The sequence below is a fragment of the Reyranella sp. genome (assembly GCF_004297405.1).
GTDB lineage: Bacteria > Pseudomonadota > Alphaproteobacteria > Reyranellales > Reyranellaceae > Reyranella.
On sequence record NZ_SCVC01000011.1, the window covers coordinates 313,238 to 328,841 of the forward strand.

A 15,604-nucleotide genomic window follows, 5' to 3' on the forward strand; every position below is an offset into this window, starting at 1 on the left:
CGGAGGGCGAAACGCGGATGAAACGACTGGCAGGCAAAGTTGCGATCGTGACCGGCGGGGCGAGCGGCATGGGCCGCGCGACCGTCATGCGTTTCCTGAGTGAAGGCGCGAAGGTGGTCGTCGCCGATCTCAACGAAGCGAATGGCAAGGAAACGCTCGCCGTTGCCAAGGCGCAGGGCCACGACGACGCCATCGCCTTCATACGTTGCGATGTCGCGAAGGAAAGCGACGTGGACGCGACGGTGGCCGAGGCCGAGAAGCGCTTCGGCCGGCTCGACATTGCCTATCTCAATGCCGGCGTCGGTGGCGCGTTCGGGCCGATCGCCGAGACCAGCGTCGAGGACTGGGATTACACGTTTGCTGTCCTGACGCGATCCGTGTTCCTCGGCATGAAGCATGCTTCGCTGGCGATGAAGAAGCACGGAGACGGTGGCGTGATCCTGGTAACGGCGTCGATCGCCGGCATGATCGGTGGTGGCGGCAGCCACGCCTATTCGGCGGCCAAGGCCGCCTGCATCAGCTTGATCGACAATGTGGCGGCCGAACTCGGCCCGGATCGCATCCGGGTGGTCGGCATCGCTCCCGGTGTGATCTCCACGCCGCTGGTTCATCGCGGGCGTCCAGAGAAATACGAGAAGCAGTTCGCTCAACAGCCCTGGCCCGATCGGGGCGAACCCGAGCATATCGCCGACGTCGCGGCCTTCCTGTGCTCCGACGACGCGCGTTTCATTACCGGCGAAACCATCAAGGTGGATGGCGGCCTGCTGGCCCAAGGCGTCGCGCTCTGGGGCACCGGCCAGGACAACACCTTCATGAAAAGCGCTGGCGTCAACCGCGGTACGACCGGCGAGGCCATGGTCGTCCGCACTCTTCAGCCTGGAGACAATCGGAAATGAGCGAAGCGCAACGACTGCACGGACACCTGATCGGCCAGCAGGGCTCGCGACGCTCGCTGAACACGCCCGCGCTGGTGCTCGATCTCGAAATGCTCGACCGCAACATCGCGGAGATGGCGTCTTTCGCCAAAGCGCACAACGTGAAGCTGCGTCCGCATTCCAAGACCCACAAGTCGGCCGACATTGCGCGTCGCCAGATCGCGGCCGGCGCACTGGGTGTCTGCTGTGCAAAGCTGGGCGAGGCCGAGGCGCTGGGCGAGGCGGGTATCCAGAGCCTGCACATCACCTCGCCGGTGGTGACGCCGCAGGCGATCGACCGCCTGATGAAGCTGAATGGCGAAGTGTCTGATCTCATGGTGGTGGTCGATCATCCCGCCAATGTCGAGGCGCTGGCCACGGCCGCGGCCAAGGCCGGCAAGCCGCTCGCCGTCATCGTCGATATCGATCCTGGCATTCACCGCACCGGTGTCGCCTCGCCGGATGCTGCCGTCGAGCTCGTGCAACAGATCGTGAAGCACAAGTCGCTGAAGTACGCTGGCGTGCAATTTTACTGCGGCCGTCACCAGCACATCGTCGACTTTGCCCAGCGCAAGGCCGAGATCGAGGAGCGCACGGAATACCTGAAGGGCATCCTTGCCAAACTCGACGCGGCAAAGCTCAGGCCTGCGATCGTCACGGGTTCGGGCACTGGCACGCACTGTATCGACGCCAAGCTCGGCGTCTTCACGGAGCTGCAGGTCGGTTCCTACGTCTTCATGGATCACGACTACAACGTCTGCGACCTGCGTGGCCTCGACAAACCCACCTTCGAGCAGGCTTTGCAGATCGACGCGCGCGTGGTCAGCGCTAACACAGCCGGCATGGTTACGGTCGATGCCGGCCTCAAGGCCATGGCGACCGAGAAGGGCCCGCCGGTGATCCTGAAAGGCGCCGTCGATGGCGCCACGACCCGCTTCATGGGCGACGAGCATCTCGCGGTGATCGCGCCGGAAGGCAAGGCTGCACCGGCGCTGGCTGAGCAGGTTATCCTGACGCCGCCGCATTGCGACCCGACGGTCAATCTCTACGAGAGCTATCATGTGGTGAAGGGCGACACGCTTGTCGAGATCTGGCCGGTGACGGCGCGAGGCCGTTCACGCTGAGCTGCCGAGCACGCGTTAGGTCTGACCCACGAGCATTTGGCCCTTCCACGTGCGGGCCAGCAGCAGCAGCGCCACCATGCCGAGGGCGCTGACGACGGTCATGCCGAGGAAGGCGTGCTGGCCAAACTCCGAATAGAGCAGGCCAGAGAACTGGAAGACCAGCGCCTGGGTGGCGCCGGTGCCGAGCGCGTAATAGAGGCTCTGGCCGATCGCAGCGCCATGTGGCGGCAGCGCGCGCTGCAGGAAGGCCATGGCGCCGAGATGGCATGCGGCGAAGGTGCAGGAGTGCAGGGCCTGCAGGAGGATGAGCGCCCATAGCTCCGTCGTGAAGGCCATGGCGGTCCAGCGCACCATGCCGGCGCCGAGCCCCAGCGCGATCAGGCCGCAGACGCCGAGCCGCTGCAGCAGCCAGCCACCGAACAGCATCAGGACGATCTCGATCGCCACGCTCTCGGCCCAGAGTAAGCTGATAGTGACATCGTCGATGCCGGCGCTGCGCCAGGTCAGTGTGCCGAAGCTGTAGAGCACGGAGTGGCTGGCCTGACAGAGACCGCAAGCCATCAGGAAGAGGATGAACGGCCGTTGGCGCAACAGTTCGCCGATGCGAATGGGGGCATGGCCGCGGGCCGCCACAGCTGCCTTCGGCTCGGCTGCAGGCAGCAGCAAAGCGAAGGGCGCCAGGAAAATGATGCTCGCAAGGCCGACGAAGAGCACCCACGGCGGTCCGTATCGGTCGACGGCGATGCCGCACATGAATGTACCGGCGATGAAGGCCACCGAACTCCACATGCGCACGCGCGCGTAGTCGAGCCCATGCTTCCGGGTCTCCGTGACCAGCACGCCGTCATAGAGCGGCATGGGCGGCGACCACAGGAAGCCCCAGACCATGGTGACGACGAAAATCGCCAGGAACGAGTAGGACAATTCGTAGGCACCGACCATGACGACGGTAGCGAGGCCCAGGGTCACCATCACGCCCCGGGTACCGCCCAGCCTATGGGCAATCCAGCCGACAGACAGCGTGGCGACGACGGCCACGATCTGGCGCGACATGAAGAGCGTGCCGATCTCGGTGTCGGTGACGCCGCGGTCGCGCAACCACACCGGCCAGTAGCTCATGAAGGCGCCGGCAGCGAAGAAGTAGGCGCCGCCATAGGCCGCGAGCCGTAGGCCCGTCAGCCATTTGGACATCAGATGGCGAACTCGTGCCGGATCGCTTCGCTGTGTTGGCCGAGGGTCGGCACCTCTCCCAGCCGTTCGGGCTCGCCAGTGTAGGACGCGGCGAGGGCGGGGATCGAGATGTCGCCGCCGCTCGACGAGAACGCCGTGCGGCGAAGCTGCGGGTGCTTCGAGAGATCCGTGACGGTGCTGACTCTTGCCCAGGCGATCTGTGCAGCATCGAGCCGGGCGGCCAGGCTCGCGAAATCCTGCGCGCCGAAGCTCTCCTGCACGATGGCGTTGGTAGCATCGCGCCGGGCATTGCGCGTCTTGTTGGTGGCGTAGTCGGGATCCTTTTCGAGGCCGGGCCGGTCGAGCACGCCGTGGCAGAGCCGCTCGAACTCGCGGTCGTTCTGGATCGAGATCAGCACCGGCACCTGGTCGGCTGTCTGGTAGACGCCATAGGGTGCGATGAAGGGATGTGTGAGGCCGAGCCGCGGCCATTCGTAGGCCGAGTAGTCCATGGCGAGCAGCGGCACGGTCATCCACTCCGCCATCGACGAGAAGAGCGACACCGAGATGGCGCGTCCTTCGCCGGTCTTGTGGCGTGCCAGCAGCGCTTCGAGGACGGCGGCATGGGCATACATGCCGGTGCCGATATCGGTCGCCGAAATACCAACCCGCCCTGGTCCATGCTCAGTGCCTGTAATCGAGGCGAGTCCGCTCTCGGCCTGCACCAGCAGGTCATAGGCGCGCCGGTCCTTGTAGGGGCCGTGATCGCCGTAGCCCGAGACGTCGACGGTGATCAGCTTCTTGTGCGCCGTCCGCATCGCGGCAGAACCGAAGCCCGCCCGTTCGGCAGCGCCCGGCGCCAGGTTCTGGATCAGCACGTCAGCCTTGCCGATCAGCCGGTGCAGCAGGGCGAGATCGTCCTTCTGCTTGAAGTCGAGGGTGAGGGACTGCTTGCCGCGGTTCAGCCAGACGAAATAGCTCGAAAGCCCGTGCACATAGCCGTCGTAGGCGCGGGCGAAATCGCCTTCGGGCCGCTCGATCTTGATCACCCGCGCACCAGCATCCGCTAGGCGAGCCGAGCAATAGGGGGCAGCGACCGCCTGCTCCACGCTCACAACAAGCAGACCGTCCAGCGCTCCAGGCATTGCTCACCTTCTCTTTGTTCAGGGCCGGCAACATGCCTCAGCCTGCTCGGGTATGCCATAGTGCGTCGTTCATGGAACGAGGAGTGAGGACGAGGAAATGCCGGGACCGTTGCAGGGCGTGCGTGTAATCGATCTGACGGCCGTGTTGTTGGGGCCGTTCGCCACGCAACACCTGGCCGATATGGGCGCCGACGTGATCAAGGTCGAGCCGCCGGAAGGCGATCTGCTGCGTGCCTCAGGCGGCAGCCTGGGGCGCGACAAGGGCATGGGCCCGATCTACATGGCCGCCAACCGCAACAAGCGGTCGATCTGCCTCGACCTTAAGAAGCCGGCCGCCTGCGCCGTCCTGAAGGACATGGTCAAGACGGCCGACCTGTTCATCCATAACAGCCGGCCGCAGGCGATCGAGCGGCTGGGCTTGGGCTACGAGGATCTGAAGAAGATCAACCCGTCGATCATCTACGCCTACTCGCTGGGCTATGCCCGCAAGGGCCCCTATGGGCACAAGCCTGCCTTCGACGACCTGGTGCAGGGCGTGAGCGGTGCGGCCTCGCTGCAAAGCCGGGTCGATGGCCTGCCGCCGCGCTTCATGCCCAGCCTGATCGCCGACAAGACGACGGGCCTTCATCTCTGCATCGCCGTTCTCGGCGCGCTCTATCACCGCAAGGCGACGGGCGAGGGCCAGCTGATCGAAGTGCCGATGCTCGAGACCCTGGCCTCGTTCTGGCTGACCGAGCATCTGTTCGGAGCGACCTGGAAGCCCGAGCGCGGCGCCATGGGCTACGACCGCATCATCAACAAGTTCCGCCATCCTTTCCCGACGAAGAACGGTTACGTCTGTGCACTGCCCTACACCGACCAGCACTGGATCACCTTCTTCGAGTTGGCTGATCGGCCCGACCTCGCCAAGGAAAAGCGCTTCATCGATCGCATGGAACGCGCCAAGCACTTCAGCGAGCTCTATCAGGTGCTCGGCTCCCTCCTGAAGGATCGTACGACAGAGGAATGGCTGGAGATGTTCGACAAGGCCGACATCCCCGCCATGCCGGTGCGCACCCTGGAGGAGTTGCTGGACGATCCGCACCTCAAGGCTACCGGCTTCTTCACCGAGCGCGAGCATCCGACGGAAGGCCCGATCACTACCTTCGCGAGCCCACTCGACTTCGAGAAGACCAAGGTCGAGTTCCGCCGCCATGCCCCTCGGGTCGGTGGCGATGGCGTCGAGGTGTTGCGCGAAGCCGGCTTGAGTGATGCCGCCATCGAGAAGCTGAAGGCCGACAAGGCATTGATCGTCCCGTAGCGCTGGCTGTTAGCGTCCGGTCGAGATGATCACTTCCCTTGTGAAACGGCTGATGGTGCTGACGCCCTATCGGATATCGCGTCGGCGCGAGAACCGCTTCGACGCGACCCATAGCTGTCTCCCGCATTTGCGGGAGTTGGGCTACGTGCCACACCTGATCATCGACGGCGGCGCCCACCTCGGTGCCTTTGCCGAGGCGGCACATGCCGCCTTTCCCGAAGCTGAAATCCACCTCATCGAGCCGCAGCCGGCTTGTCAGGCACCGCTCGAAACGCTGACACGCCAGCGAGGCTGGGTGTTCCATGCCTGTGCGTTGAGCGATCACACGGGCACGGTTCGCATGGCTTGCGATGTGAAGCCCAGTACTGGAGCCTATGTCGCGACCACCGGAGAAGCGACGGTAGATGTGCCGGCAGCCACGATCGATTCGCTGTTCGGCGCGCGCCTCACCTTCGAGCATCATGCCCTGCTCAAGCTCGACCTGCAGGGGCACGAGTTGCGGGCATTGCGCGGTGCTGAGGCCTCGCTGCCGAAGATCGACGTCGCGCTGGTCGAAGTCTCCTTCTTTCAGCAGGGAGCGCCGACCATCCCGGAAATCGTCAGTTTCTTCGACGAAAAGGGCTTCGACCTTTTTGACATCGTCGGATTGGCAGGGCGTACGCGCGATGGCCGTTTGCGGCAGGGCGATTTCGTCTTCGTACGGCGTGGCAGCCTGCTGTCGGCCGACAACTCTTGGGTCTAAGGCGACCTTTGTGTCAGGCACAGCGCAAGAAATGGGGCCGGCAGGCTTTGAGCGCGGAGATCTTCCCACGTCGTTGACGCGCGAAAAATCCACGTAAAGGCGTTCCGCTTCGCGGCGGATTCAGCCGCTATCCGGTTGCGTTTTACTTGTCCGGACGGGGCTCGTCGCTAAACTCCGGCCAAATCAAATTCCGCCCCGGGAGGGCCAGATGGACCTCGCTTTTACGCCTGAAGAACAGAAATTTGCCGACGAAGTTCGTGCCTTTGTTCGAGCCAACCTGCCGGCCGATGTGCGCGACAAGGTGAAGAACGGCAAGCACCTGATCCGCGACGACTACATGCGCTGGCAACAGGCGCTCGGGAAGAAGGGCTGGCTGGTCTATACGTGGCCGAAGAAGCATGGTGGCCCCGGCTTCACACCGGCGCAGCGTTATATTTTCGAGAACATCTGCGCCGAGGAATACGCGCCAGGCATCATCCCGTTCGGCACCAAGATGGTCGGGCCGGTGATCTACACCTTCGGCAGCGAGGAGCAGAAGTCGAAGTACCTGCCGGCGATCCGCGAAAGCACCGTGTGGTGGTGTCAGGGCTACTCCGAGCCGGGCTCGGGCTCCGACCTCGCGAGCCTGCGCACCAAGGCGGAGAAGAACGGCGACCACTATATCGTGAACGGGTCCAAGACCTGGAACACGATGGGCCATTGGGCCGACTGGATCTTCTGTCTCGTCCGCACCGATCCCAAGTCCAAGCCACAGGAGGGCATCTCCTTCCTGCTGATCGACATGAAGACGCCGGGCATCACCGTGAAGCCCATCATCATGGCCGACGGCGGCCACGAGGTGAACGAGGTCTTCTTCGACAATGTGAAGGTTCCGGTCGAGAACCTCGTGGGCAAGGAGAACGAGGGCTGGACCTGCGCCAAGTTCCTGCTGGCCAACGAGCGGCTGGGCATTGCGGCCGTGCCGCAGTCCAAGCGCGGAGTCGAGGCGCTGAAGGACATCGCCCGTGCAGAGCAGGAAGACGGCAAGCCGCTGATCGAGAACCAGAGCTTTGCCGAGAAGATCGCCGATCTTGAGATTCAGGTGACGGCACTGGAGTTCACCGAACTGCGTGTGCTGTCGCAGATGGCGCACGGCGGCCAGCCGGGCCCCGAGGTCTCGGGCCTCAAGATCCGCGGTTCGGAGATCCAGCAGCGCATCACCGAACTCACCATGGAAGCGGTCGGCGAGTATGCCGCGCCCTACCTGCCCGGCTTGTTGTGGCAGGGCACGAACGAGGAGCCGGTCGGGCCGAGCTACGCCCATCTCGCGGCGCCGCGCTACTTCAACACGCGCAAGACCACGATCTACGGTGGCAGTAACGAAATCCAGAAGGGGATCATCAGCAAAATGGTATTGGGGCTGTAATGGATCTGGCACTCAAAGCCGAGCACAAGGCGTTCGCCGACGAAGTCCGCGCCTTTGCCCGCGAGAACCTCTCCCCCGCGACGCGTGAAAAGACCTTCTCCGGCAAGCACTACGATCGCGACGATCATATGGTCTGGCAGCAGGCGCTGGGGAAGAAGGGCTGGCTCGCCTACACCTGGCCGAAGAAGTACGGCGGCCCGGGCTGGGACGTGACACAACGCTTCCTGTTCGAGAACGTGCTAGCCGAGGAGGGCGCGCCGCGCATCCTGCCGTTCGGACCAAAGATGGTCGGCCCGGTGATCTACACCTTCGGTACGGACGAGCAGAAGGAACGCTTCCTGCCGGGCATCCGTTCTTCCGAAGTGTCGTGGTGCCAGGGCTATTCCGAGCCGGGCGCCGGTTCGGACCTCGCCAACCTGCGCACCCGTGCGGTGCGTGAGGGCGACCACTACATCGTGAATGGTCAGAAGACCTGGACCTCGTTCGCGCATTGGGGGGACTGGATCTTCTGTCTCGTCCGCACGAACACCGAGGTGAAAGCGCAGGAGGGTATCTCCTTCCTGCTGATCGACATGAAGACGCCGGGCGTCACCGTGCGGCCGATCATCATGACCGACGGCGCCCATCACGTGAACGATGTGTTCCTCGACAACGTGAAGGTTCCCGTCGAGAACCTGATCGGCAAGGAGAACGAGGGCTGGACCTGCGCCAAGTTCCTGCTGGCCAACGAGCGGCTCGGCATCGCCGAGGTGCCGGCCTCCAAGCGTGGTGTCTCGGTGCTGCGTCAGATCGCTCGCAGTGAGCCGCAGAACGGCAGCACCCTGGCCGACGATCCGGCGTTTACGGCACAGATTGCCGACATCGACCTGCAGGTGCAGGCGCTGGAGATGAGCGAACTGCGCGTGCTCTCGACCATGGCCCAGGGTGGTGCGCCCGGTCCGGAGGTCTCGACGCTCAAGGTTCGCGGTTCGGAAATCCAGCAGCGCATCGCCGAGCTCACGATGGAAGCGGTGGGTGAATATGCCCAGCCCTACCAGCCCGGCATGTTGTTTCAGGATACGAACGAAACGCCGATCGGCCCTGATCACGCGCCGCCCGCGGCTCCGCGCTATTTCAACATGCGCAAGACCAGCATCTACGGCGGCAGCACAGAGATTCAGAAGAATATCGTGTCGAAGATGGTGCTCGGGCTATAAGTCCAGCGAAGAATTCCGGAGGAGAAACAATGGATCTGTCCCTTTCCGACGAACAGAAGCAGTTGAAGGATGCCGCGGAGCGCTTCGTTCGTGACAAGTACACGTTCGAGAATCGGCGCAAGATCGCTGCCACCGAGCGCGGCTGGCTGCCGGAGAACTGGTCCCAGTTCGCCGAACTGGGCTGGCTCGGCATGTCGTTCTCGGAAGAGGATGGCGGCTACGGCGGCGGTCCGATCGAGACCATGATCGTCATGGAAGAGTTCGGAAAAGGTCTGGTGCTCGAGCCGTTCCTGCCGACGGTGGTCCTGGGCGGCGGCATGATCGCCAGCGCCGGTACGAAGGCCCAGAAGGAAGCGCTGCTGGCGCCGATGATCGAGGGCAAGAAGCAGTTTGCCTTCGCCTGGTTGGAGCGCCAGTCGCGCTACAATCTGGCCGACGTGTCGCTGAAGGCAACCAAGGAAGGCGCCGGCTGGTCGCTCTCCGGCCATAAGGGCGTCGTCTACAACGCGCCGTCCGCCGACCATATCATCGTGCTCGCCCGTACCGCTGGCTCGGCGCGTGAGCCGAAGGGCCTGACGCTCTTCATCGTCGACGCCAAGGCCAAGGGCATCAGCCGTCGCGACTATCCCACCCAGGATGCGCTGCGCGCCTCGGAGCTCACCTTCGACAAGGTCTCGGTCGGCGCCGACGCTGTGCTGGGCAAGGTCGATGAGGCGTTCCCGGTCGTCGAAGGCGCGGTCGATCGTGCCATCGTGGCGCTCTGCGCCGAGGCCACCGGCTGCATGGACGCCATCAACGCGGCCACGCTGGAGTACATCAAGACCCGCAAACAGTTCGGCGTGCCGATCGGCAAGTTCCAGGTGCTGCAGCACCGCATGGTCGATTGCTTCACCAACGCCCAGGAAGCGCGCTCGATGACGCTGATGGCGTCGCTGAAGATCGACGACAAGGATGCGACGGTCCGCGCCAAGGCGGCTTCCGGCGCCAAGGTGCAGATCGGCAAGTCGGGCAAGTTCTGCGGCCAGAGCGCGGTGCAGATGCACGGCGGTATGGGCGTCACCGACGAACTCTCGGTCAGCCACTACTTCAAGCGGCTGACGATGATCGACCTGATGTTCGGCAACCAACAGCATCACCTGACCCGCTACAGCAACCTCGCCATGGCGGCGTGATCAAAGACTGCGCCGGAGGCGTGCCAGAAGGCTGGCGCGCCTCCAGCAATCCATGAGTGCCATCGTTGACATCATCGTGCCGGTCTTCGGCATGGTGCTGGTTGGCTGGCTGATCGGCCGCAGCAAGCTCCTGAGCGCCGAGGGTCTGCGCGGGTTCACCGCCGTCACCTTCTATGCGCTGTTCCCAGCGCTGCTTTTCCGGTCGATGGCCAAGGTGCGGATCGAGGCACTCGAGCCTGCCATCCTGGCCGCCTTCTTCGGTGGCGTGCTTCTGCTCTATGCGGCGATGCTGTTGCTCGGCCGGCTGCAGGGGCTGAGCCTCGGTGATCGCGCCATGTTTGCCCTCTCGGGCACCTTCTCGAATGGCGTGGGGATCGGCATCCCCTTCATCACCTACGCCTTCGGCGAGACGGGGCTGGTGCCTCTGCTGATGATCATCAGCGTGCACTCGTTGATCCTGCTCACTTTCTCCTGTTTCCTCATGGAAATGGATGGGCGTCCAGGTGAGTCGCGTGGGCGCCTGGCGGCGCGGCTTGGTCGGGCGGCCTTCTCCATGCTCAAGCATCCGGTTGTCCCGGTGATCTTTGCGGGCCTGCTGTGGGGTGAGATCACGACCCACACGGGCCTCGCCACGCCCGCGGTTATCGATCGTATCCTGGCAGCCCTCGCCGCAGCGGCGCCGCCCTGTGGCCTCATCATGGTCGGCGCGTCGCTCGCGCATGTCGGGCTGAAGGGCCATTGGCAGCCGGCGGCGGTGGCGGCGGCCTTGAAGCTCGCCGTATTACCGGTGCTGGTCTGGTTGATCGGGCGCTACGTCTTCCCGCTCGATCCGCTCTGGCTGATGGTGGCGACTCTGAATGCGGCGCTGCCGGCTGGCGCCAACGTCTATCTGATTGCCCAGATGTACAATGTCGGCGTTGGCCGGGCGACCAACGCCGTCGTGATTTCCACGGCAGCCAGCGTCTTCACACTCTCGATTGCATTGCTGCTGCTCGGGGTGCAGGCGCGCTAGGGAGGCGGCTGCCTTATGGCTTGAGCTTGATCGACATCTCGGCGATGCCGGTGGCGAGGTTGTAGCCCGCGTCCTTCACGATGCCCGAGGCGACCATGCCGATCTCTGCATTGGGACCACCATAGATCCAGTTGCCGCCGGCCTGGCCGCCGGCTGCGACGGTGCTCTGCTCGCCGACATAGGTGCCGCTCAACTGGTTCGGCTTCCGGTCCGATCCCAGCGAGTAGACGCGCCAGACCGTGTGCACGGCCTTGGTGTAGCCGATGTCGACGCCGACCTTGTTGATGGTGCCAGTGTATTCGGCCGAGTGGCCATCCCTGCCGAGGAAGACGCAATCCATGTTCTTGCTTGAGCCCAGGACGTATCCTGTGCCGCCAGCGATGTTGCAGCTCAGCGCGCCGATATAGATTCGCGAGTTGCTATTGGTGGTGTTGAGTTGTTGTGGGGTCGACTGCTGCATGCACGCGCCGGCAGTAAAAGCGAGAGTTACCGCCGTGGCGGCCGTTACAAGTCTGTTCATGAGTTCTCCTTAACGGAGAGACTATGACATGAAACGCCGTTGCAATGCTGCTCGCATCGGCATCATACGATGGGGATATGCAACCGGAATTCTTAGAACTTGTAGGAAAGTCCCAAGAGACCGAAGGGTTGTGTTGGCGTCTCCACGATCGGGCTGGCCGCGGCATTGCCCAGCAGTTGGGAAAAGCCGACGGTCGCGTTAACGTTCCAGGCGCTGGATAGAGCAAAGACGCCGGACAGGCTGGCGGAGATGCTGCGAAAACCGGCGCCGGGCTGATAGATCGCATAGTTGGTGTTACTGGCTTGCAACGGGTCGACACCGAACCATTGCTGCATGTTGTTGTTGTCGGCCCAAGTCGTCCCGACCAGGCCAATCACCATGACGCGCGATGTCAGACGGCGGCGGTAGCTCGCCTCGAATGTCACCGTCGTGCCGTTCTGATTGCCGAAGGCGCGGTCGCCTTGCAGGGAAAAACCCAGGCCACCGAAATCGGCCCGCAAGAACAGGCTGCCGCGCACGGCAGGGTTGATATCGCCCAGGCCGTTCAAACGCGGCGCCCAGTTCTGCCAGCGACCAACGGCATAGCCCACGGCGCCACCGAAGGAGAGGGGACCTCCACGCCACAGGACGAGGCCAAGACCGTCGCGACCGTTGATATAGATCGTGTCGAGCATTGGCAGGCCGGCACGATAGGAGATGTCAGGCAAGGGAGCGGGAATGATTACGAACGACTGGCTGCCGGGATAGACCGGAGCGACGAGGCCGCCGGCGCCCAGGCGCACCGACCAGCGGCCGGACGCGAGGGTCGTTCGTGAAGGTGCTGTGAGTTCCATGTCCGCCGCCTGACCATGGGCCCGGCCTGTAATCAGAAGATTGATCGCGAGCAGAGCGGTCAGATAGACGGCCAGTGTAATAACGACCTGGCCGATCGTCCGTGGCCAGTGCGTGGCCCGGCGACTGTCATTCGACACCATGTACTTTGTCCTCTGAGCAATGACTCTCCGGGCAGGCCCGGCGCTCAGACTGACTAGAGGCGCTACATTGCCAGAAGCTGGTATCGGCCCAGTAGACGCTGCAATCTTTTGTCGGCGCATGTCAGGTTGTGGCAATGCAGCCGTGAGAGCATCGCAGCGGAGCGAATAGTAGAGCCGGATGCGCATTCTTTTGGTGGAAGACGAGATAGAGATGGCGGCGGCGCTGCGCGCCGCGCTGGCCCGTCGTGGCTTCGTTGTCGACAGGGTGCGGACTCTCGAGGATGCACACATCGCGCTGAAGGAAGCGGGTGTGCGTGCAGTGCTGTTGGACAGACGATTGCCCGACGGTGATGGGCTCAGTCTCCTGCCGGTGTTGCGGGCAATGGCCGATCCGCCACCTGTGATCGTGTTGACGGCACTCGGGCAGACCATGGAGCGCGTCGAAGGGCTCGATGCTGGCGCCGACGACTATCTCGTGAAGCCGTTCGAGTTGGATGAGCTGCTGGCCCGGTTGCGGGCCGTCACCCGGCGTCGTGCCGGTGCTGCGGTCGAGCCTCTGACGCTGGGGGCGCTCAGCTTCGACATGGTGCATCGCGAGGCACAGGTAAGTGGCCAGCCTTTGCAGTTGCCGCGGCGGGAGATCGCGTTGCTCGATGTCCTGTTGCGCCGAGCCGGCCGTGTGGTCCTGCGCGAGACGATCGAGGCGGCGCTTTTCGGCTTCGACGATGCACCGGCGTCGAACACGCTCGATTCGCATGTGTCGCGCTTGCGGCGCCGGTTGTCGGATGCGGGCGCCGGTGTCGCTATCCATGCGCTGCGTGGCGTCGGCTACATGGCGAAGGCGGAGTAGATGCGCTGGTGGCCGGCGCGGCGTCGCGCTCCATCCCTGGCGCGTCGGATGATCCTGGGCCTCGTCGCCTTTCAGGCCTTTGTCGGATTGCTGGAGATTTTCGCCGAGCCGATCGCGTCAGGCCGGTTGTCTTTGCGCCAATGGTTGGCCGCCGAGCAGGCCGCGCAACTGGTGGCCGCGTCGGTGGACCGCAATGCTATCGGTGAGTTGACCTTCAAGCCGACACCCGACATGTCCGCCTATATCGCGGCAGCGCCCGATTTCTGGTTCTACGTGACCGACGGCACCGAACTGGTCCGCGGCGGCAGCACCGAGCAGCCGAAATTCGAGCGAGGTCCCGACGGCAAGCGAGTGGATCCACGACAGGGCACGATGTTCCAACTCGAGACCCAGGTCGGGCGCGTCAACTTGATGCTGGGCGGCGAGCATGGCGAGCTGCTGGAAGGTGCTTGGGTCTGGCTGGAGGATCGACTGCGCCGCTGGCTGTTTACCCTGGCGATCGTCTCCGTCTGTGTGACGGTGGTGACCATCGCATTGGTTCAGCTGCTGTTGCGTCCCGTGCGGGCTGCGGCGCGTGCGGCTGCGGCCCTGCAGCCAGGGCAACATGTGCCAGCGCTACCCGAGGCGGGTGTGCCCCTCGAGATTCTGCCCCTAGTCAGTGCCACCAATGCCGCGTTCGACCGACTGGAGCGGGAGCATAGTCGCCAACGCCGCTTCATCGCCAATGCCGCGCACGAATTGCGCACGCCGATCGCCATCCTGGGTATCAGGCTCGACGAACTACCCGAGGGACAGACCAAGCATCGGCTGCGCCAGGACGTCCGGCGCCTCACCATGTTGGCCAACCAGCTCCTCGATCTCGAACGTTTGCAACATTCCGGTGGACCGCAGTTGGACCGCCGGGTCGATATGGTGGCCCTTGCGCGGGAGGTCGTTGCTGAAATCGGACCACTGGCCGTCGACAGTGGCGGAACGCTCGCCTTCCGAAGCGCGTTGCGGCAGCTCAATGTCGCGGGTGATGAACAGGCGTTACGTGGTGTCCTTCTCAACCTCATCAGCAACGCCCTGACCCATGGTGGGCGCGGCGTGAGTGTGGAGGTGCGTATCGACGTCGATGGGTCGATCGTCGTGGCCGACGGTGGCGTGGGGGTCACGGTCGAGGCGCGCGAACGCATCTTCGAAGCGTTTCAGCGCGCCAGTGAAGGTTCGGCCGGCGCCGGCCTCGGCCTCTACATCGTGCGCGAAGTGCTGAGCGCCCACCGTGCGCAGATCGAATTGCGCGACGGCAGGCCCGGAGCGGTCTTCCGTATCCGCTTCGACGACATGGCGCGCTGGTCGGCCTAGCGGAAAGCTGACGACAGAAGCACCAACCCAGCTACGGCCATCACGATATCGAGCAAGCGCTGGAAAACCCTGGTGCTGAGCCGCTCGACGACCATGCGCGCGATATAGGTGCCGGCCATGACAGACGACCCCGAGATCAGGCCTTTGATCAGGATGTCCATAGGCAGGGCGCCGAAGTGCTGGAAGGTGATGGCCTTGCTGATGTAGAGCGCGAGCGAGCCCGCGGCCTCGGTCGCGATGAACGCGCCCTTCACGAGCCCATGTGCGGCGAAGGCGGGGACGCTGAGTGGTCCGGTCGAGACGACGATGCCGGTCAGGAAGCCGATGACGGCACCGGCCAGGGCCATGCCGCCGTAACCCAGAACGATGTTGCGGGCGGCGAGCCAGTGGCGGCCCGGGATCATCGCCAGAAAGAAGAGGCCGAGTGCCAGATCGACGGTCCGTTCCGGCAGCATCAGCAGGGTGCGGGCGCCAAGTGCGGCTGCCGGAATGCCGCCCAACGCATAGGCTGTGCAGGCCCGCCAATCGATGTCGCGCCACCACGCGGTGATCTTGGCGAAGTTCGACATCAACGCCACGACCGTCATGATCGGCACGGCCTCTCGCGGCCCGAAGGCAAAGACCAGAACCGGCAGCAGGATGACCGTGGCGCCGGTGCCGACAATGCCGCTGACGACTCCGGCGACCAGTCCCACCGCGAGGACGAGGGCGTAGGTCAGCATGCCGGGAGCATGCT

At 64.1% G+C, this 15,604-nt stretch carries 15 protein-coding genes; 10 read left to right on the forward strand and 5 right to left on the reverse strand.

The genetic code is table 11. From position 1 onward, the window contains the following. Positions 1–17: 17 nt before the first annotated feature. The gene (locus EPO50_RS09390; RefSeq protein ID WP_296343237.1) at positions 18–896 is read left to right on the forward strand and encodes an SDR family NAD(P)-dependent oxidoreductase; all 879 of its coding nucleotides are present in this window, start codon (positions 18–20) and stop codon (positions 894–896) included. Next, on the forward strand, positions 893–2,038 hold the full coding sequence (locus tag EPO50_RS09395) for a DSD1 family PLP-dependent enzyme (protein WP_296343239.1): 1,146 nt from the start codon (positions 893–895) through the stop codon (positions 2,036–2,038). Before EPO50_RS09390 ends, EPO50_RS09395 begins: the two co-directional genes overlap by 4 nt. A 15-nt stretch (positions 2,039–2,053) precedes the next feature. On the opposite strand, the gene EPO50_RS09400 is transcribed toward EPO50_RS09395, so the two are convergent. Further along, on the reverse strand, positions 2,054–3,229 hold the full coding sequence (locus EPO50_RS09400; RefSeq protein WP_296343243.1) for an MFS transporter: 1,176 nt from the start codon (positions 3,227–3,229) through the stop codon (positions 2,054–2,056). Next, entirely contained in the window at positions 3,229–4,353 is a 1,125-nt protein-coding gene (locus tag EPO50_RS09405) for a CaiB/BaiF CoA-transferase family protein (protein ID WP_296343244.1), read from the reverse strand. The genes EPO50_RS09400 and EPO50_RS09405 overlap by 1 nt, the downstream gene beginning before the upstream one ends. 97 nt (positions 4,354–4,450) lie before the next feature. On the opposite strand from EPO50_RS09405, the gene EPO50_RS09410 reads away from it, so the two are divergent. The 6 genes from EPO50_RS09410 to EPO50_RS09435 all read left to right on the forward strand — a co-directional run bounded on the left by EPO50_RS09410 (position 4,451) and on the right by EPO50_RS09435 (position 11,180). Then, on the forward strand, positions 4,451–5,653 hold the full coding sequence (locus tag EPO50_RS09410; RefSeq protein ID WP_296343246.1) for a CaiB/BaiF CoA-transferase family protein: 1,203 nt from the start codon (positions 4,451–4,453) through the stop codon (positions 5,651–5,653). Positions 5,654–5,678: 25 nt separating this feature from the next. Beyond that, complete coding sequence (locus tag EPO50_RS09415) at positions 5,679–6,395, forward strand: FkbM family methyltransferase (protein WP_296343248.1); 717 nt, start codon at positions 5,679–5,681, stop codon at positions 6,393–6,395. 208 nt (positions 6,396–6,603) lie between these two features. Beyond that, the gene (locus EPO50_RS09420; protein ID WP_296343250.1) at positions 6,604–7,800 is read left to right on the forward strand and encodes an acyl-CoA dehydrogenase family protein; all 1,197 of its coding nucleotides are present in this window, start codon (positions 6,604–6,606) and stop codon (positions 7,798–7,800) included. Then, on the forward strand, positions 7,800–8,996 hold the full coding sequence (locus tag EPO50_RS09425) for an acyl-CoA dehydrogenase family protein (protein ID WP_296343252.1): 1,197 nt from the start codon (positions 7,800–7,802) through the stop codon (positions 8,994–8,996). The genes EPO50_RS09420 and EPO50_RS09425 overlap by 1 nt, the downstream gene beginning before the upstream one ends. 29 nt (positions 8,997–9,025) lie before the next feature. Next, on the forward strand, positions 9,026–10,168 hold the full coding sequence (locus EPO50_RS09430; RefSeq protein ID WP_296343254.1) for an acyl-CoA dehydrogenase family protein: 1,143 nt from the start codon (positions 9,026–9,028) through the stop codon (positions 10,166–10,168). Between the two features lie 52 nt (positions 10,169–10,220). Further along, entirely contained in the window at positions 10,221–11,180 is a 960-nt protein-coding gene (locus EPO50_RS09435; protein ID WP_296343256.1) for an AEC family transporter, read from the forward strand. 13 nt (positions 11,181–11,193) lie between these two features. Here EPO50_RS09435 and EPO50_RS09440 read toward each other — a convergent pair whose 3' ends face one another. Beyond that, positions 11,194–11,700, reverse strand: coding sequence for a DUF992 domain-containing protein (locus EPO50_RS09440; protein WP_296343257.1), 507 nt, complete (start codon positions 11,698–11,700; stop codon positions 11,194–11,196). A gap of 92 nt (positions 11,701–11,792) precedes the next feature. Beyond that, the gene (locus EPO50_RS09445; RefSeq protein WP_296343259.1) at positions 11,793–12,674 is read right to left on the reverse strand and encodes a MipA/OmpV family protein; all 882 of its coding nucleotides are present in this window, start codon (positions 12,672–12,674) and stop codon (positions 11,793–11,795) included. 178 nt (positions 12,675–12,852) lie between these two features. Between EPO50_RS09445 and EPO50_RS09450 the strand changes: the two genes are divergently transcribed. Together EPO50_RS09450 and EPO50_RS09455 are read left to right on the forward strand one after the other, a co-directional pair. Further along, positions 12,853–13,524 carry a response regulator transcription factor gene (locus EPO50_RS09450; protein ID WP_296343261.1) on the forward strand — a complete coding sequence of 224 codons (672 nt, stop codon included), beginning with the start codon at positions 12,853–12,855 and terminating at the stop codon, positions 13,522–13,524. Beyond that, positions 13,525–14,868 (forward strand): HAMP domain-containing sensor histidine kinase, encoded by a 1,344-nt coding sequence (locus EPO50_RS09455; RefSeq protein WP_296343263.1) that lies wholly within the window; start codon positions 13,525–13,527, stop codon positions 14,866–14,868. Here the strand turns inward: EPO50_RS09455 and EPO50_RS09460 are convergent. After that, positions 14,865–15,587: a sulfite exporter TauE/SafE family protein gene (locus EPO50_RS09460; RefSeq protein WP_296343408.1), complete on the reverse strand. Its 723-nt coding sequence runs from the start codon at positions 15,585–15,587 to the stop codon at positions 14,865–14,867. The two genes, EPO50_RS09455 and EPO50_RS09460, sit on opposite strands and share 4 nt — an antisense overlap. Positions 15,588–15,604 lie beyond the last annotated feature (17 nt).